Origin of the sequence: Enterobacter sp. 241F3 (assembly GCF_034106785.1) — a bacterium.
GTDB lineage: Bacteria > Pseudomonadota > Gammaproteobacteria > Enterobacterales > Enterobacteriaceae > Enterobacter > Enterobacter vonholyi.
This window is the reverse complement of the sequence record NZ_JAWNDD010000004.1, coordinates 322,350-338,928: the sequence shown is the minus strand read 5'-3', so window position 1 is coordinate 338,928 and position 16,579 is coordinate 322,350. Positions and strand designations below refer to the sequence as shown.

The window sequence follows — 16,579 nt, the reverse complement described above, 5'->3', positions numbered from 1 at the left end:
TTTGACTGCTTCAATTTTAAACTCTTCAGGATAACGCTTACCGCTCATGGGCACCTCTCTTTAAGTCATCTTAAATGACTCTGAGGTGTCTGTTAAACCCGTGGCGATTCATACTGCAATCCTTCAGTCAGGTGAAATTTTAGAGTAGCAGTGTTTTTCCTCTATCTAAGATGACTTTACCTTTTAGGCATACGCTTAGGCATACACTGATACAGTGCAATTAAAAAAATCAATTATAATCAATATATTATATTGCTTTATTTAATCCTCTCGTGCCGACCAAAAACATACTGAAAACCAGCCTGATGGCTGGTTTTTTTATTTCGCCTCGTCCGGGGTTTTGCGCAGATACACCAGCGTAGCCAGACAAATCACCGCTCCGGCATAAAACGTATATTCCGCGCCAAACGTTTCCCATATCGCGCCGGCTCCCACGCTGGCGATTAATAATCCCACGCCGCTGACCAGACTAAAAATACCGAAAGCAGTGCCGCGCAGATCGGGCGGTGCGGTTTTAGCGATCATTGCCGCCAGTAATCCCTGGGTCATACCCATATGTACTCCCCAAAACGCGACGCCCAGAAGCATTCCAGCCCAGTGGGTGCTCAGCGCCAGCACAATATCTGCCCCAATCAGCATCACCAGACCCCACTGCAGTAATCGGGTGTGGCTCATCCCGTCCGATAACTTGCCAAACGGATAGGCAGAGAGGAAATAGAGCAGATTCATGGCCACCATCACCAGCGGGATCAGCGCCAGCGGCACCCCCGACTGCTGTGCGCGCAGCACAAGAAATGCTTCACTGAAACGTGCGAGCGTGAAGATGGCCCCCAGGCCAATGACCCACCAGCAGCCTTTCCCGAGACGCCTGAGGTTCTCTTTTTTGATGGGGTTCGTGCGTTTATGTTCGACGGGCGTTTTCGGCTCATGCAGGCCGAAGAAAAGCAGCGCCACGGCGAGCACGCCGGGGATCACCGCGATCCAGAAAATCGTGCGGAAGTCATCGTTCCACAGCAGCATTAATCCTACGGCCAGCAGCGGCCCGAGAAATGCGCCGACGGTGTCCATCGACTGACGCAGCCCAAAGGCCGCGCCGCGAAGTTCCGGCGGCGTAACATCAGCAACCAGCGCATCGCGCGGCGCTCCCCGTATCCCCTTCCCGACCCGGTCGATTAAGCGCGCCCCAAGGATCATGCCGGAAGAAGAGGCGATAGCGAACAACGGTTTACTCAATGCGCCAAGACCGTAGCCCAGAACCGCCAGTCCTTTACGCTTGCCCAGATAGTCACTGATGGCGCCGGAAAACACCTTGATAAACAGCGCCGTAGCTTCAGCCAGACCTTCAATCAAACCAATGAAAATAACGCTGGCGCCCAGCGTCGTCACCATAAACAGCGGCAGCAGGCTGTGGATAATCTCCGAGGAGATATCCATTAACATACTGACGCCGCCCACCACCCAGACTCCTTTCGGGATCCGGCTGAGCGTTGCAAACCGGGATAACATTGCGCATCTCCTGCTTCATGTTGAAATGTCTTGTCTGAAACAGAATATCCTGGAAATGCGAATAAAAATTATTAGACATAAAAAAAGCCACCCCGCAGGATGGCTTCGATATCGCAAATCGGCGTCTAGTGTTTATCACGTCCGCCCAGGAAGAAAATGCCCAGCGGGATGGCCAGCAGAACGGTGAACACCAGGCTGTAGACAAAGATCATCGCCGACTGCAGGACATACATGCTGGTTGTCCAGGCAGAGAGAGGAATGTTGTACTGTTCGATAACGCCAACAATCGTGGCCCGCCCCACGCACGCGGCAGCAATCATAAACACAACCAGCAGCGCCAGGAGGAACTTGCGGCCTTCAGGCGTTTTCAGTTTTGCACGAACCATCTCTCTTCCCTTTTACAGATGAATAACATTATAGAGGGTCTAAAATAACACAAACGCCTGCCGGACTCCACGCCAGTACAAATCTCTACTTAAATGGCAAATATGTGGTTTATTGAGCTATTAATATTGAAAATGTAAGTAAATAACACCAATCATGCATAACTGATATGTTAACCTGTGCAGGATCGTTTTGACATAAAGGAATGACAATGAAAAACGCACCTAAATTTGCCATCGCACTCATCGCCGCCGCATGTGTCAGCACCAGTGCTTTCGCCAGCGAAACACCTAAAGAGCAGCCGCTGGAAAAAGTCGCCCCGTACCCGAAAGCGGATAAAGGGATGAAGCGTCAGGTGATCCAGCTACCGGCACATCAGGATGAAGCGAATTTCAAAGTGGAACTGTTGATTGGCAAGACGCTGGAAGTGGATTGCAACCAGCATCGTCTGGGCGGTCAGCTGGAAAGCAAAACGCTGGAAGGCTGGGGTTATGACTACTACGTCTTTGATAAAGTGACCTCTCCGGTCTCCACCATGATGGCCTGCCCGGACGGCAAGAAAGAGAAGAAATTTGTGACCGCTTATCTGGGCGACAATAGCCTGCTGCGCTACAACAGCAAGTTGCCGATCGTGGTTTATACGCCTGAAAACGTGGAAGTGAAGTATCGCGTGTGGAAGGCTGAAGAGAAGATTGAGCAGGCTGTCGTACGTTGAAATTAAGTCGGGTGGCGGCTTCGCCTTACCCGACCTACAAAACAACACCGAATATAGGCCGGGTAGGCGTCAGCGCCACCCGGCTTTTTTACCTTACAGCGCGATATCCGCAACCGGTTTGTTTTCCGGCTGAGGCTTCAGCTCCGCTTTTGGCGCAGCATCCGCAGCCTGCGGTTTGATGTACTGCAGCTGCAGTACGCGGCTGGTGTATTCCAGCTCCTGCTCCGTCGCGTCCACGTTACCGTTCAGCTTCGTGCCGTAGGATGGAATAATGGTTTTCAGCTTCGCCTGCCATTCCGGACTGGCGACTTTATCTTTAAACACTTTTTCCATCAGGTGCAGCATGATTGGCGCAGCGGTAGACGCACCCGGTGACGCGCCCAGCAGCGCGGCGATTGTGCCATCCTTATCGCTCACCACTTCGGTACCCAGACGCAGCACGCCGCCCTCTTTCGGATCGCGCTTGATAATCTGCACGCGCTGACCCGCCTGCCACAGACGCCAGTCTTCTTTCTTCGCCTGAGGATAGTACTCTTTCAGCGCTTCGAAACGATCGTCGTCAGAGAGCATCACCTGGCTAATCAGGTATTTCACCAGATCGAAGTTATCCAGACCCACGTCCATCATCGGCTTGACGTTAGAGGTGGTGGTTGCGCTCAGCAGATCCCACAGGGAGCCGTTTTTCAGGAATTTAGTGGAGAAGGTCGCGAACGGTCCAAACAGCACCACGCGTTTGCCGTCAAGCATACGGGTGTCGATGTGTGGAACGGACATTGGCGGCGCGCCCACGGAAGCCTGACCATACACTTTTGCCAGATGACGATTCACCACTTCCGGGTTATCGGACACCAGGAACTGACCGCCGACCGGGAAGCCCGCGTAGTCGTCAGCTTCCGGAATACCGGACTCCTGCAGCAGCTTCAGCGCCGCGCCGCCCGCACCGATGAAGACAAACTTCGCCTTGATGACGTGTTCAGCTTCATTGTTTTTCAGATCGGCAACGGTCACGCTCCAGCTATTATCCGCGTTGCGCTTGAAACCGCGCACTTCGGTGCTGAGCTGCAGATTGAAGTTCTCTTTTTTCTTCAGAGACGTCACCAGCTGACGGGTAATTTCACCGTAGTTAACGTCAGTACCAATTTCGGTACGGGTCGCCGCCACTTTCTGGTTCGGGTCACGACCTTCCATGACCAGCGGAGCCCACTCTTTAATCTGCGCGTGGTCTTCAGAGTATTTCATCCCGCGGAACAGCGTGCTCTGCTGCAGAGCGGCGTAGCGCGCGCGCAGGAAGTTGACGTTCTGCTCGCCCCACACAAAGCTCATGTGCGGCACGGTGTTGATGAAGGAGTGCGGGTCGTGCAGCACGCCGCTGTTGACCTGATGAGACCAGAACTGGCGAGAAACCTGGAATGCTTCGTTGATTTCTACTGCCTTCTCGATACTAATGGAACCGTCCTTTTTCTGCGGCGTATAGTTCAGTTCCATGAGTGCCGAATGGCCGGTACCGGCGTTATTCCAGCCGTTCGAACTCTCCTGCGCCACGCCATCAAGGCGCTCGACCATGGTCATAGACCAGTCCGGCTGCAGTTCTTGCAGATAGGTTCCCAGCGTGGCGCTCATGATCCCGCCACCGATTAAAAGGACGTCCGTTTCCTGCTCTTTTGGTGCGTCAGCTTTCGCCGCCATGGAGACGGTGTTAAGCCCCACGGCCAGAGAAAAGAGCATGGCAGTCATTTTTTTCATAATTTATGCCTTAGTGTAAAAGTGCTTGATGCGTGGAAATTGCAGGTGAAAAAAGCTGCGGGGGCACGGTAACAACTTTTAAATATTGTTTAAAGGTTACGAAATTATTGTAATTGTGAAATTTCATGATGGATTGTTTGTGAGGAATTAGCGATGCGTCTGGTAAAGCGCGGTTTTACTGGCTAGTATGTTGCGTTTTGTGATCGCGCGCACGGAAGCCTGCCCTAACCAGCGAACTGTTATGTCCTTACCCCATTCTGCTGTATCCCCCGAAAACCGCGTAGCCAACGTGCTGCGTTCCCCTAAGCAGCTGACGCGCGAAACGCTGGCAGGCGTGATTACCGCCCTGGCGCTGATCCCCGAGGTCATCTCATTTTCGGTGGTGGCGGGCGTTGACCCGAAGGTCAGCCTGATCGCCTCCGTGGTGCTGTGTCTTGCCCTGTCCGTACTCGGTGGTCGTCCGGCGATGGTCACGGCAGCGGCCGGTTCCGTGGCGCTGGTCATTGGCCCGATGGTGCATCAGCACGGCGTGCAGTACATTCTTCCCGCCGTGCTCATGGCTGGCGTGATTCAGATTCTGTTTGGCGTGCTGGGCATGGCAAGGCTAATGCGCTTTATTCCCCAGTCGGTCATGACCGGGTTTGTTAACGCCCTGGGCATTTTGATCTTCTTAGCTCAGGTGCCGCATTTCTGGAGCCGAAGCCCGCTGATTGTGGGCCTGTTCGTGCTGACGCTACTGATCGTGCTGTGGGTGCCGCGCTATATCAAAAACATCCCTTCCCCGCTGATTGCGATTGTGCTGTTAACCTTGTTTACCGTTTCAACCGGGCAAAGCCTGCCGACCGTGGGCGATGAAGGCTCAATGAGCGGCGGTTTGCCGGGACTTAGTGAACTTCTGGTTCCCCTCAATTTACAGACGCTGAGCATTATCTGGCCGTGCGCGTTGAGCATCGCCTTTGTCGGCCTGCTGGAGTCCCTGCTCACGGCAAAGCTGGTGGATGAGCTGACCGCGACACCGTCAAGTAAACGCCGCGAAAGCATTGGATTAGGCGTCGGCAATATTCTGGCCGGATTTTACGGTGGTATTGCAGGCTGCGCGATGATAGGACAAACCATCGTTAACGTGGAGATGGGGAAAGGCCGAAGCCGCATTTCAACCTTCGCTGCGGGCATCGTGCTGCTGATCCTGGTGACGGCACTTAGCGAGGTGATGGCCAACATCCCGATGGCGGTGCTGGCGGGCATTATGGCGATCGTCGCCGTCAAAACCTTCAGCTGGCACAGCCTTCAGCCCGCCACGCTGAAAACGGCCCCGATAGCGGAAACGGTCGTCATGCTGGTCACCGTTGCCGCCACGGTATCAACCGGCAATCTGGCAATTGGCGTGCTGGGCGGGATTCTCGTCATGGCACTCCTCCCCGCCCACATTAAGCGTCGGCTTAAAGAAGAAAAATCGTCGCCAGTCCAAGAAAAATAAAGAAACCGCCGGTATCGGTGATGGCGGTGATCATCACGCTCGACCCCACCGCGGGGTCGCGCCCCAGTTTGGTCATGGTCAACGGGATAATGACGCCCATCATCGATGCCACCAGCAAATTCAGCACCATCGCCAGCATCATCACTCCGCCTAACGCCATATCGTCATACAGCCACCAGGTGATGCCGCCCATAATGCCGCCCCATACCAGGCCGTTGATCAACGCCACACCCATCTCTCTGAAGATCAGAAAGGCGAAGTTGCCGGGCTGAATATTTTCCAGCGCCAGCGCGCGGACAATCATGGTGATGGTCTGGTTTCCGGTGTTGCCGCCAATCCCGGCCACAATCGGCATCAGCGAGGCCAGCGCCACCAGCTGCGAAATAGTGTGTTCAAAGCCGTCAATCACGCGGGAGGCGATAAACGCGGTACACAAGTTAATGGCCAGCCACGCCCAGCGCGTTTTCACCGCCTTGCCGACGGAGGCATGGACGTCATCTTCTGCGCTGATCCCTCCGAGCGCACGCAGATCGTTATCGGTTTCTTCGTAGACCACGTCAACGATCTCGTCGATGGTCAGACGCCCCATCAGTTTGCCGACGGAATCCACGACGGCAGCACTCACGAGGTCGTCACGTTCGAAGGTTCGCGCCGCTTTCTCCGCATCGTCTTCAGGGGAGAAGACCATCGGCTCGTTTTCCATCACCTCGCTCACCTTCCGCTGGGTGCTGTTGAGCAGGATGGTTTTCAGCTCCAGCTCGCCGAGCAGGGTTTTGTCCCGGGAGGTGACAAACAGCTTATCGGTGTTGTCCGGCATTTTGCCCAGGCGACGCAGATAGCGCTGCACGGTACCGAGCGTCACGTCCGGTCGCACCGTGATAACGCCGAACTCCATGATCGCGCCGACGCTGTTTTTCTCGTAGTGCATCACCTGACGCACGCGCGCCCGCTCCTCCGCAGGCAGTGACGCCAGCAGGCGACCGGTCAGGTTTCGCGGCAGGTGCTGAACGAGGTAAATCTGCTCGTCGATATCCAGCGTTTGCAGAGCGTCAAGAATATCCCGGTCGCTCATCTCGTCGATCAGGTCGTCCCAGACGTTTTCGGAGGCCTCAAGCAGAACCTGTCCGCGCTCGTGATCCTGTACCAGACGCCAGAGGGCGTGACGTTCTTCCGAGGGAAGCGCTTCAAGGGTGTCAGCCAGATCCGGCGGGGGTAAGTGAGCAACCAGCGCACCTACCTCAGCAATATCGTCGGCCAGGGTGCCGACATCATATTGCTCAGCCAGGGTGAGTTTGCCTAATAGCGTAGAAGTGACCGCTTTATCGGTCGTGAGAAGCCAGATGAGTCGCGCGCGCTCCTGGTCACGCTGTCTGGCGCTGTTTTTCTTTAATACCGACATCAATCATAAATCCATTAAATGAGTTGGGGTTAAGCATAGCGCGGGGATATGTAAATAAGAATAAACAACGGGCCGGGATGGAGAAAAAAGCGGCATTACGGCCACGATCTCTCCCCTCTCCCTGTGGGAGAGGGTTTGGGTGAGGGCATCAGGCCGTACGCGCCACCGCGTCACGCGATGCCGCATCGCGCTCTTCACCGGTCAGCTCGCTCAGCCTGCCGTCGCGCATCTCCAGCAGGCGGTCAGCATGAATGAAGTAGTGATCGTCGTGGCTGATGGCGAAAATGGTTTTGCCCATCTCCTGCATCAGCGGCAGCAGCACCTGATAAAATTCGCGGCGGAAATGCGGGTCCTGATCCGCTGCCCACTCGTCGAGCAGGATGATGTCACGCTCTTCCGCCAGCGCCAGCAGCAGCGCCACACGCTTTTTCTGCCCTTTGGAAAGCTTCAGGTTGAGGATCTTCCCGTCTTGTAACTCCAGCTTGTGCGACATCTGCAGCTGCGCCAGCCATTTTTCCACCAGCGCCGGATTAGCCTGCTGCCCATCCGGCCCCAGCAGCCGATCGAACAGCCAAACGTCGGTGAATACCGCTGAGAAAAGCTTGCGGTAATCTTCGGGTTTCTCCGCGCTCAGCGCCCTGCCATCCAGCAAAATCTCGCCCGACTGCGGCTGATAAAGCCCGGTGAGCAGCATAGCCAGCGTCGATTTACCGCTGCCGTTGCCGCCAATCAGGAACAACAGCTCGCCGCGTCGGATCGTCAGGTTGACCGGCCCCACGGAGAAGGCGCTGTCCTGATAGCGGAACGTGACGTTACGTAGCTCGAGCGTCTGCCAGTTCGGGAAGGCCTGCGGGCGCGGAAATTCTGCCTGGAACGGCGCGAGATCGAATTTTTTGAGCTTATTAAAGGCCACCTGCGCACTCAGCAAGGTGGGCAACGCGCCGACCGCCGAGAGCAGCGGCGTGCGCAAAAACAGCAGCGTCAGTGAGTATGTTGCCGCTACGTTGGTGTCCGCCCAGCCCAGGCTGTTCGCCATCCAGAATACCAGGCCAATGGCACCCAGCATCATAATGTTTGACCAGTTCACCGCGCTCAGGTGGAAGGTATCGGCGCGAATAATGTGATGCCGATATTCGCGCGCGTCCGGAATATAGAGATTGTTAAAGATATACTCGGCGCGCTCGCGGTTCAGGGTGAGTTCTTTACGCCCTTCCAGTACCGTCTGGTAATCGTTATAGAGCTTATCTTCGGTTTCGCGCAGCACCGCCATGTGTTTATAGACGCGCGACACCAGCATAAAACCGCCCCAGATGGTGATGGCGATCCACAGTGCAGTCACCGCCAGCATTTTGGTGGAGAGCCAGGCGAGATAGGCCGCCGAGCCAAAGGTCAGAATGATCCCCTGCACCAGCTCCGGCAGACGAACGAACGCGATGGTGATGGCGCGCACGTCGCTGGTCAGCCCCGCCAGCAGGGAGGCGCTGCCGAGCTGCTCAACGCGCTCTATTTGGGTGTCCAGGATCCGCTTGATAAACTCACTGCGCAAACGAAAAACGAAATGGTGGCCAAGCGCGGTCAGCGCCAGCTGTGAGCCGAGCGTAACCGCCATCAACAGCAGCAGAAGGCCAAGAAACTCCGGCAATACGGAGAGCGAGGTGTCGACCATTTCTATCAACCGCACGTTAATAAATGCGATCAGGCCAATACCCAGCGCGGCGCTGGCAAGGCTTAACGCCATAACGGCGATGAAGGGCCAGCGATACTGACGCCAGACGAGGAGAAGTAGTTGCATGCAGGCAATCCGGACAATAAAAATCAGCCAGCAGTGTAAACTGCCCTGCGCGGACATCAAGAATAATTCTTATTTTAGTTTATTCATCCCCGCCTGACGGAAGGTCAGATTAAAGCGGTACTCACCCGTGAGGAGGTGGACGCCGGGTTTTAACGGCTGAATGCCGTGATAATAAAGCCGCGATTCCCTGCCCCACACCACCACATCGCCATGTTCCAGCATGATGCGTTTGAGCGGATCGTTGCGGCGTAATCCCCCAAACTGGAAGACGGCGGGCAGACCTAACGATACCGAGACGATAGGCGCGCGCAGATCGGGTTCATCCTTATCCTGATGCAGCGAGAGCTTTGCGCCAACGGCATAGCGGTTAATGAGGCAGGCATCGGGCCGAAAGTCAGGATACTCGGCTGCCACGGCGGCCTCACGGCAAAGCGCCTGAAAAACCGCAGGCATCGGAGGCCAGGGCTGGCCGGTCGCAGGATCGTTCGGGGCATACAGATAGCCCCGCTCGTTCGTCGCCCAGCCCAGTTCGCCGCAGTTGGCCATGGCCACCGACATGGTGTAGCCGCCCGGCGTTACCATATGACGAAACCGTGAAACCGCTGTGACTTCTTCAATTCCGGCAAGCAACGCCTCCGCACGGGAGAGAGCAAAGCGACGCAGGATAACCGCCCCCGGCGCAAGCGGCTCCTGCCAGGGTTCAGCATCCGCAAAAAGATCGAGCATTATCCCTCCTGACGTTTCGCCTCACGTTTCAGTAATAGCGCTTTTCGCGCCGTCCCCCAACGGTAACCCGACAGCGCGCCGTCGTTGCGAACCACGCGATGACAGGGGATCACAATTGCCAGCGTGTTTGCCGCACAGGCTCCGGCAACGGCGCGTACCGCCCTGGGCTGGCCAATCGCCTGCGCCACCTGCTGGTAACTTGCCGTTTCGCCGCAGGGAATGTTGCGAAGTGCCTGCCAGACGCGCTGCTGGAAAGCGGTTCCACGGATATCCAGCGGCAGCGCAAGCGGTACGTCGCGGTTATCAATACTGGCAATAACCAGGCGGATCCGCTGCACAAAGGCGTCGTCCAGCGGCGCGTGCGTAGCTTTTGGAAATTGCGTGGCAAGCTCTGCGGTTACTTCAGCATCGGTGTCACCCAGCAGAATAGCGCAGATCCCCCGCTCGCTTTCGGCGACCAGACAGCGTCCCAACGAACAGTCATCGATGGCATACCGCACGGCCACCTCTCCTTTACGGTACTGCCTCGCCGTCATGCCTAATGCATCGTTGGCTTTACGATAATAGCTACTGCTGTCGGGAAATCCCGCCGCCAGCACGGCGTCGGTAATTTTGTCTCCCTGCGCAAGCGCGGTGCGCAGGCGCTGACCCCGCGCAGCCTGCTGCCAGGCTTTTGGCGTCATGCCCGTCACCGACTTAAACAGGCGGTGGAAATGGAAAGGACTCATGGCTACCTGCTCCGCCAGCTTCTCCAGGGTTAACGCAGGATCCTGCTCCAGAAGCCGGCAGGCATGTTCCACTTTTGCCAGCTTCTGCGCCTGCGGATCGCGTTTATCCGGCATGCAGCGCTTACATGGGCGAAACCCTGCCTGAGCGGCATGCCGGGCATCAGGATAAAAACGAACATTTTTACGCAGCGCGTGGCGGGCGCGACATGACGGACGGCAGAAAATACCCGTTGTCTGCACGGCGAAGACAAACTGATCGTCAGCGAGCGGATCGCGGGCCAGCACGGCCTGCCAGCGATCCTCATCGGTAATTAAGGTTGGGTTTTTCATGATCGGCTCCTCGTATAAGCATATATAGAGCGTGCCTGAGCGCCACCGATAAAAAACCCGCAACCTTGCTTTTTAATTTTTGTCGCTGACCAGGAAACTGTTGAACTGCGGCGAGCTCCAGGTTTTAAACCCGTCGCCCTCTTTAACAATCATATAAACCGCCAGCCCTTCCTGACGGACCACCTCTTTAGCTTTTTCCGGGCCGAGAACCATTAACCCGGTATCCCAGGCATCCGCTTCCAGCGCGGTGGGGGCAATGACCGTCACTGAGACCAGATTATGCATGATGGGGCGCCCGGTCTGCGGATCGATAACATGTGAAATACGCTTCCCGTCAAGCTCGTAATAGTTACGATAGCTTCCGGATGTACTGATGCCATGTCCGTTGATATCCACTATCGCCTGCACGGCATTTTGCCGATCGGTTGGTTTTTGAATCGCTACGCGCCACGGCTTATCGCTGGCGTTCATGCCCCGGCTGACCAACGCGCCGCCAACCGAGACCAGATAACGGGAAATGCCTTCCTGCGCCATCAGTGCAGCAAGATGATCCGCCGCATAGCCTTCCCCGACCGTTGACAGATCGACAAACAGATCGGGAATATCTTTTTGCAGGTACTGCTGCCCGTACTGGTTGATCACCGTCAGATGCTGCAGCCCCGTTCGGGCGCGGGCGTCATCAATGGCCGCCTGTTCAGGCGTCTTCACCGGCTGTTTATTCGGGCCAAATCCCCAGAGGTTCACCAGAGGGCCGACGGTCACATCCATCGCCCCGTTAGTTTTGTAACCCACGCGTATGGATTCAGTCACGATATCGGCCATCGCCTCGCTCACCGGCCACAGAGAGGTACTGGTGGAGAGATTAAAGCGCATCAGCGCCGAGTCATTTTTATAGGTTGAGAGCAGCTGATCGTCGGCGTCCAGCTGCGCCTGAATTTTGCCGTGAAGCTCATCCGTGCGAGTTTTATCGAGGTTCATCACACTGACGCGCCAGAAGGTTCCCATCGTTTTGCCTTCGAGCACCGTCGCGGCGGGTGCGTCGGTTTTCGCCACGGGCGCGGGATCGTCACACGCGGTCAGGAAAAAAAGCATAGCCAGAAAGCTGGCGCGTAAAAAAGTCATGTCCATTCATTATTATCCTCATGCCAGGGCGGCAAGAGTACACCAAAACGGGTGAGTAGTGAGAATCGGGGAAGCACAAAAAAGGGGCCATCAGGCCCCTTACGTCACACGATAAAGCGATTAGAACTGGTAAACCAGGCCCAGCGCTACGATATCGTCAGTACCGATACCCGCCTGACGGGTGAATTCATTTTCATCAACCAGGTTGATTTTGTAATCCACATAGGTGGACATGTTTTTGTTGAAGTAGTAAGTCGCACCAACGTCAACATATTTCAGCAGATCCTGATCGCCGTAACCTTCGATGTCTTTGCCTTTAGACTGCAGGTAGGCCACGGATGGACGCAGACCGAAGTCGAACTGGTACTGAGCAACCACTTCGAAGTTCTGCGCTTTGTTAGCAAAACCGTAAGCGGTAGTCGGGCTGTCGCCATTAGAGGTACCGAAACGGGTTGCGTTGTAGGTCTGGGAGTACTGCGCTGCCAGATAGATGTTGTTGGCATCGTATTTCAGGCCACCAGAATAGACTTCTGCGTTATCGCCATGACCGTAAACGCTTGCACCGTTCTGATCGGCAGTACGTTTGGAGGAGGACATTGCGCCACCTACGCTGAAGCCTTCGCCCAGGTTATAGGTCACGGAAGCACCGTAGCCGTCGCCGTTCTGTTTCAGCAGGCTGCGTCCACCCACGTTTTCACCGCTTACGCTGCCGTTTTTACCCTGATACTGCAGAGCAAAGTTCAGACCATCCACCAGACCAAAGAAGTCCTGGTTACGATAGGTCGCAACGCCGTTTGCACGGGACTGCAGGAAGTTGTCTGCGCCGTAGGTATCGCCACCAAATTCTGGCAGAACGTCAGTCCAGGAGGTTACGTCGTAGATTACGCCGTAGTTACGACCGTAATCGAAAGAACCCGCGTCACCGAATTTCAGACCCGCGAACGCCACACGCGTCCAGGCATCATTTTCGCTTTCGGAGGTGTTGCCCTGGATCTGGTATTCCCACTGGCCGTAGCCGGTCAGCTGATCGTTAACCTGAGTTTCGCCCTTGAATCCGAGACGCATGTAGGTCTGGTCGCCGTCGGCACCCTTGTCGTCAGAGAAATAGTGCAGACCATCAACTTTACCGTACAGATCTAATTTGTTGCCATCTTTGTTATAAATTTCGGCCGCATTTGCTGCGCCTGCCACCAGGAGTGCTGGTACCAGGAGGGACAGTACTTTAACTTTCATTTTATTAACCCTCTGTTATATGCCTTATAATTGCCACTGCTTACTGGTTAACCCTCATTAGCCAGTCGGCAATTTCATTCTCCGCAAAATTACAGAATAATCCAATGCGAATATGATACGAAAACTTTGAAGATGTTTCATTTATCTATCAACATGTTTCAAAATGTAAATATCAAGGAACTTTTACAAAGCACAAATAGCTTAGAAAATTAGCACTTATAATCAAACGAAAAATACACCACATACAAATCAATAGGTTACAATAAAATCCGTTACAGCACTGAATGACAAAACAAGATCGCACCTAATCTCTAAAATAACTCTCGCTATCATCATTAACTTTATTTATTACCGTCATTCAATTTTGAATGTCTGTTTATCCCTAATTGAGCCGAATGCTTCGCATTCGGTTTTTTTTTACCTTTCTTTACGTAACTTCTCATTTTTTGTGCTACCGATCCGAAATTGTAACGACTATTAACTAATTTCTCACCGGCTATCTTTCTCTGGCACGCAAATGATATAGCGCTTAATTTCTTGTTAATTCGTGCTATTTGCTGGCTTAGCGCATTTATTATTTGTACGCGCACGGCGAGTTTGTACACGTTTATTGCTCCATCCACCGCCGATATTGTCCAGTGAAAAAGTCGCCTCTTCCCGGACAGTGGCGCTGGAAATTCAGTTATTACCCTTTATACTGCCCTATCGCCACAGAGCACGACCACAACGGGTTAAAGATATCAATGAGTCAGACTGAAACCACCGCCCCGAGCAAATTCTCCCTCCTTCCCGGGAGCATCACCCGTTTCTTTCTTCTTTTGATCGTTGTGCTGTTAGTGACCATGGGGGTGATGGTACAAAGCGCGGTTAATGCATGGCTGAAGGATAAGAGCTATCAGGTCGTCGATATCACCCACGCCGTCCATAAGCGCATAGATACCTGGCGCTACGCCACATGGCAGATTTACGACAATATCGCGGCCGCGCCTGCCTCCTCGTCCGGAGATGGACTTCAGGAGACGCGGCTTAAGCAGGATGTCTATTACCTCGAAAAACCGCAGCGTAAAACCGAGGCGCTTATTTTTGGCTCTCACGACAGCGCGACGCTTGAGATGACGCAGCGTATTTCGACCTATCTGGATACCCTCTGGGGTGCCGAAACGGTGCCATGGTCGATGTATTATCTGAATGGTCAGGACAACAGCATGATCCTGATCTCTACGCTGCCGTTAAAAGATCTCTCTTCCGGGTTTAAAGAGACCACCGTGGGCAGCATCGTCGATTCCCGCCGGGCAGAGATGCTGCAACAGGCGAATGCGCTTGATGAACGTGAGAGCTTCTCTTCTCTGCGCCGTCTGGCATGGCAAAACGGTCATTATTTTACTCTGCGCACCACGTTCAACCAGCCAGGACATCTGGCGACGGTGGTCGCCTTCGATTTACCGATAAATGATTTAATCCCACCGGACATGCCGCTCGATAGTTTCCGTCTGGAGCCCGACAGCAGCACTCAGAACATGCGTGCGGCATCTGACAAAGAGGCCGCAGAGAGCGTATCGATCTCCTTTAACGGCTCGAAAATCGAAATTGCCTCATCCCTGAACTCGACCGGTATGCGTCTGGTGTGGCAGGTGCCGTTTGGCACGCTGCTGCTGGATACCCTGCAAAATATCCTGCTGCCTCTATTGCTGAATATCGGTCTGCTGGCGCTGGCCCTGTTTGGGTACAGCACCTTCCGTTTCCAGTCGGGGCGTCAAAGCGACGCCTCTGCGGTTCCTGCCGGCACCAGCAATGAGCTGCGCGTATTACGCGCGCTGAATGAAGAGATTGTTTCCGTGCTGCCGCTTGGGGTCTTAGTTCACGACCAGGAAGCGAATCGTACGGTGATGAGCAACAAAATTGCCGACCATCTGCTGCCGCATCTTAACCTGCAGAATATCACCACCATGGCGGATCAGCACCAGGGGGTGATTCAGGCCACCATCAACAATGAACTGTACGAGATCCGCCAGTTCCGCAGCCAGGTGGCTCCACGCACGCAAATCTTCATCATCCGCGATCAGGATCGCGAAGTGCTGGTGAATAAAAAGCTCAAGCAGGCGCAAAGGCTGTATGAGAAAAACCAGCAGGGGCGCGCCGCATTTATGCAGAACATTGGCGATGCCTTCAAGCAGCCGTTAAAAACGCTGGCGACCCAGGCGGCGGCGTTAAATACGTCAGAAAGCCACCAGCTTGCCTGTCAGGCCGACTCGCTGGTCAGAATGGTTGATGAGATCCAGCTGGCGAACATGCTGGAGAATGATTTCTGGAAGGGAACGCCAAGCCTCTTCTCTATTCAGGCTCTGATTGATGAAGTGGTTCCGGAAGTCCTGCCCGTGATTAAGCGCAAAGGGCTGCAGCTGCTGATCAATAACAATCTCCCGGCAAATGACGAACGCCACGGCGATCGTGAAGCGTTGCGCCGCATACTGTTGATGATTATTCAATACGCGGTGACCACCACGCAGATCGGTAAAATCACCCTTGAAGTCAGTACGGAGGAGTCGGCAGAAGACCGCCTGACGTTCCGCATCCTGGACACCGGGGAAGGCGTCACCACGAGTGAAATTGATAATCTGCACTTCCCGTTCCTGAATGACACACAAAGCGATCGCTACGGCAAGGCAAATGCCCTTACCTTCTGGCTATGCGATCAGCTGGCGCGTAAGCTCGGCGGCCATCTCAATATCAAGGCCCGTGAATCCCTCGGCACCCGCTATTCTCTGCACGTGAAAATGGCCGCCAATCCGCAGGAAGAAGATGAAGAACGTCTGCTCGATGATGTCGTGGTGATGGTCGACGTTACGTCGAACGAGATCCGCAATATTGTCGTTCGCCAGTTAGAAAACTGGGGTGCGGCCTGCATCACGCCGGATGAAAGACTTGCAAGTCAAGAATTTGATCTGTTTTTAACTGATAATCCGTCTAATCTTACTGCCTCCGGCTTGCTTTTAAGCGATGATGAGTCAGGCGTGCGGAAAATCGGCCCTGGCCAGCTGCGCGTCAACTTTAATATAAGCAATGCGATGCAGGAAGCTGTACTACAACTAATAGAAGAGCAGCTGGCGCAGGAAGAGATAGCGGAATCCCCGCTTGGCGGTAATGAAAATGCCGAGCTTCACGCCAGCGGATACTATTCACTCTTTGTTGATACAGTACCAGATGATGTTAAGCGGTTGTATACTGAGTCCGCTGCGAATGATTTTGCAGCGCTGGCACAGACAGCACACCGGCTTAAAGGGGTGTTTGCCATGCTTAATCTGGTTCCCGGCAAGCAGTTATGTGAAACGCTGGAACATCTAATTCGTGAGAAAGATGCCTCTGGCATTGAAAAATACATCAGCGACATTGACGCCTACGTCAAAAGCTTGCTGTAGCAAGGTAG

At 54.4% G+C, this 16,579-nt stretch carries 12 protein-coding genes; 3 read left to right on the top strand and 9 right to left on the bottom strand.

Annotation, left to right across the window (positions count from 1 at the left end):
- Window positions 1-318: 318 nt before the first annotated feature.
- A complete protein-coding gene (locus tag UR504_RS14295; protein ID WP_115875869.1) occupies window positions 319-1,506 on the bottom strand; it encodes an MFS transporter in 1,188 nt (395 codons plus the stop codon).
- 125 nt (window positions 1,507-1,631) lie between these two features.
- Entirely contained in the window at window positions 1,632-1,892 is a 261-nt protein-coding gene (locus tag UR504_RS14290; protein WP_010433451.1) for a DUF2534 family protein, read from the bottom strand.
- Between the two features lie 209 nt (window positions 1,893-2,101).
- On the opposite strand from UR504_RS14290, the gene eco reads away from it, so the two are divergent.
- A complete protein-coding gene (gene eco, locus UR504_RS14285) occupies window positions 2,102-2,605 on the top strand; it encodes a serine protease inhibitor ecotin (protein ID WP_302235889.1) in 504 nt (167 codons plus the stop codon).
- A gap of 93 nt (window positions 2,606-2,698) precedes the next feature.
- Here eco and mqo read toward each other — a convergent pair whose 3' ends face one another.
- Window positions 2,699-4,348, bottom strand: coding sequence for a malate dehydrogenase (quinone) (gene mqo, locus UR504_RS14280; RefSeq protein ID WP_047652540.1), 1,650 nt, complete (start codon window positions 4,346-4,348; stop codon window positions 2,699-2,701).
- A 187-nt stretch (window positions 4,349-4,535) separates the two neighbouring features.
- Between mqo and UR504_RS14275 the strand changes: the two genes are divergently transcribed.
- Window positions 4,536-5,825, top strand: coding sequence for a SulP family inorganic anion transporter (locus UR504_RS14275; RefSeq protein WP_302235891.1), 1,290 nt, complete (start codon window positions 4,536-4,538; stop codon window positions 5,823-5,825).
- On the opposite strand, the gene mgtE is transcribed toward UR504_RS14275, so the two are convergent.
- The 6 genes from mgtE to UR504_RS14245 form a co-directional block, all read right to left on the bottom strand.
- The gene (gene mgtE, locus UR504_RS14270) at window positions 5,788-7,224 is read right to left on the bottom strand and encodes a magnesium transporter (RefSeq protein WP_069303099.1); all 1,437 of its coding nucleotides are present in this window, start codon (window positions 7,222-7,224) and stop codon (window positions 5,788-5,790) included. The genes UR504_RS14275 and mgtE overlap by 38 nt on opposite strands.
- A 148-nt stretch (window positions 7,225-7,372) precedes the next feature.
- On the bottom strand, window positions 7,373-9,016 hold the full coding sequence (locus UR504_RS14265; protein ID WP_302235896.1) for a multidrug ABC transporter permease/ATP-binding protein: 1,644 nt from the start codon (window positions 9,014-9,016) through the stop codon (window positions 7,373-7,375).
- A gap of 69 nt (window positions 9,017-9,085) precedes the next feature.
- Complete coding sequence (gene alkB, locus UR504_RS14260; RefSeq protein ID WP_302235898.1) at window positions 9,086-9,742, bottom strand: DNA oxidative demethylase AlkB; 657 nt, start codon at window positions 9,740-9,742, stop codon at window positions 9,086-9,088.
- On the bottom strand, window positions 9,742-10,800 hold the full coding sequence (gene ada / locus UR504_RS14255) for a bifunctional DNA-binding transcriptional regulator/O6-methylguanine-DNA methyltransferase Ada (RefSeq protein ID WP_320739825.1): 1,059 nt from the start codon (window positions 10,798-10,800) through the stop codon (window positions 9,742-9,744). Before ada ends, alkB begins: the two co-directional genes overlap by 1 nt.
- A gap of 72 nt (window positions 10,801-10,872) precedes the next feature.
- A complete protein-coding gene (apbE, locus tag UR504_RS14250; protein WP_115875874.1) occupies window positions 10,873-11,928 on the bottom strand; it encodes an FAD:protein FMN transferase ApbE in 1,056 nt (351 codons plus the stop codon).
- Window positions 11,929-12,042: 114 nt separating this feature from the next.
- Window positions 12,043-13,155, bottom strand: coding sequence for a porin OmpC (locus UR504_RS14245; RefSeq protein ID WP_033146057.1), 1,113 nt, complete (start codon window positions 13,153-13,155; stop codon window positions 12,043-12,045).
- Window positions 13,156-13,898: 743 nt separating this feature from the next.
- Here UR504_RS14245 and rcsD point away from each other — a divergent pair.
- Window positions 13,899-16,571, top strand: a complete 2,673-nt coding sequence (gene rcsD, locus UR504_RS14240; RefSeq protein ID WP_111965291.1) for a phosphotransferase RcsD — start codon at window positions 13,899-13,901, stop codon at window positions 16,569-16,571.
- The last annotated feature ends 8 nt before the right edge of the window (window positions 16,572-16,579 follow it).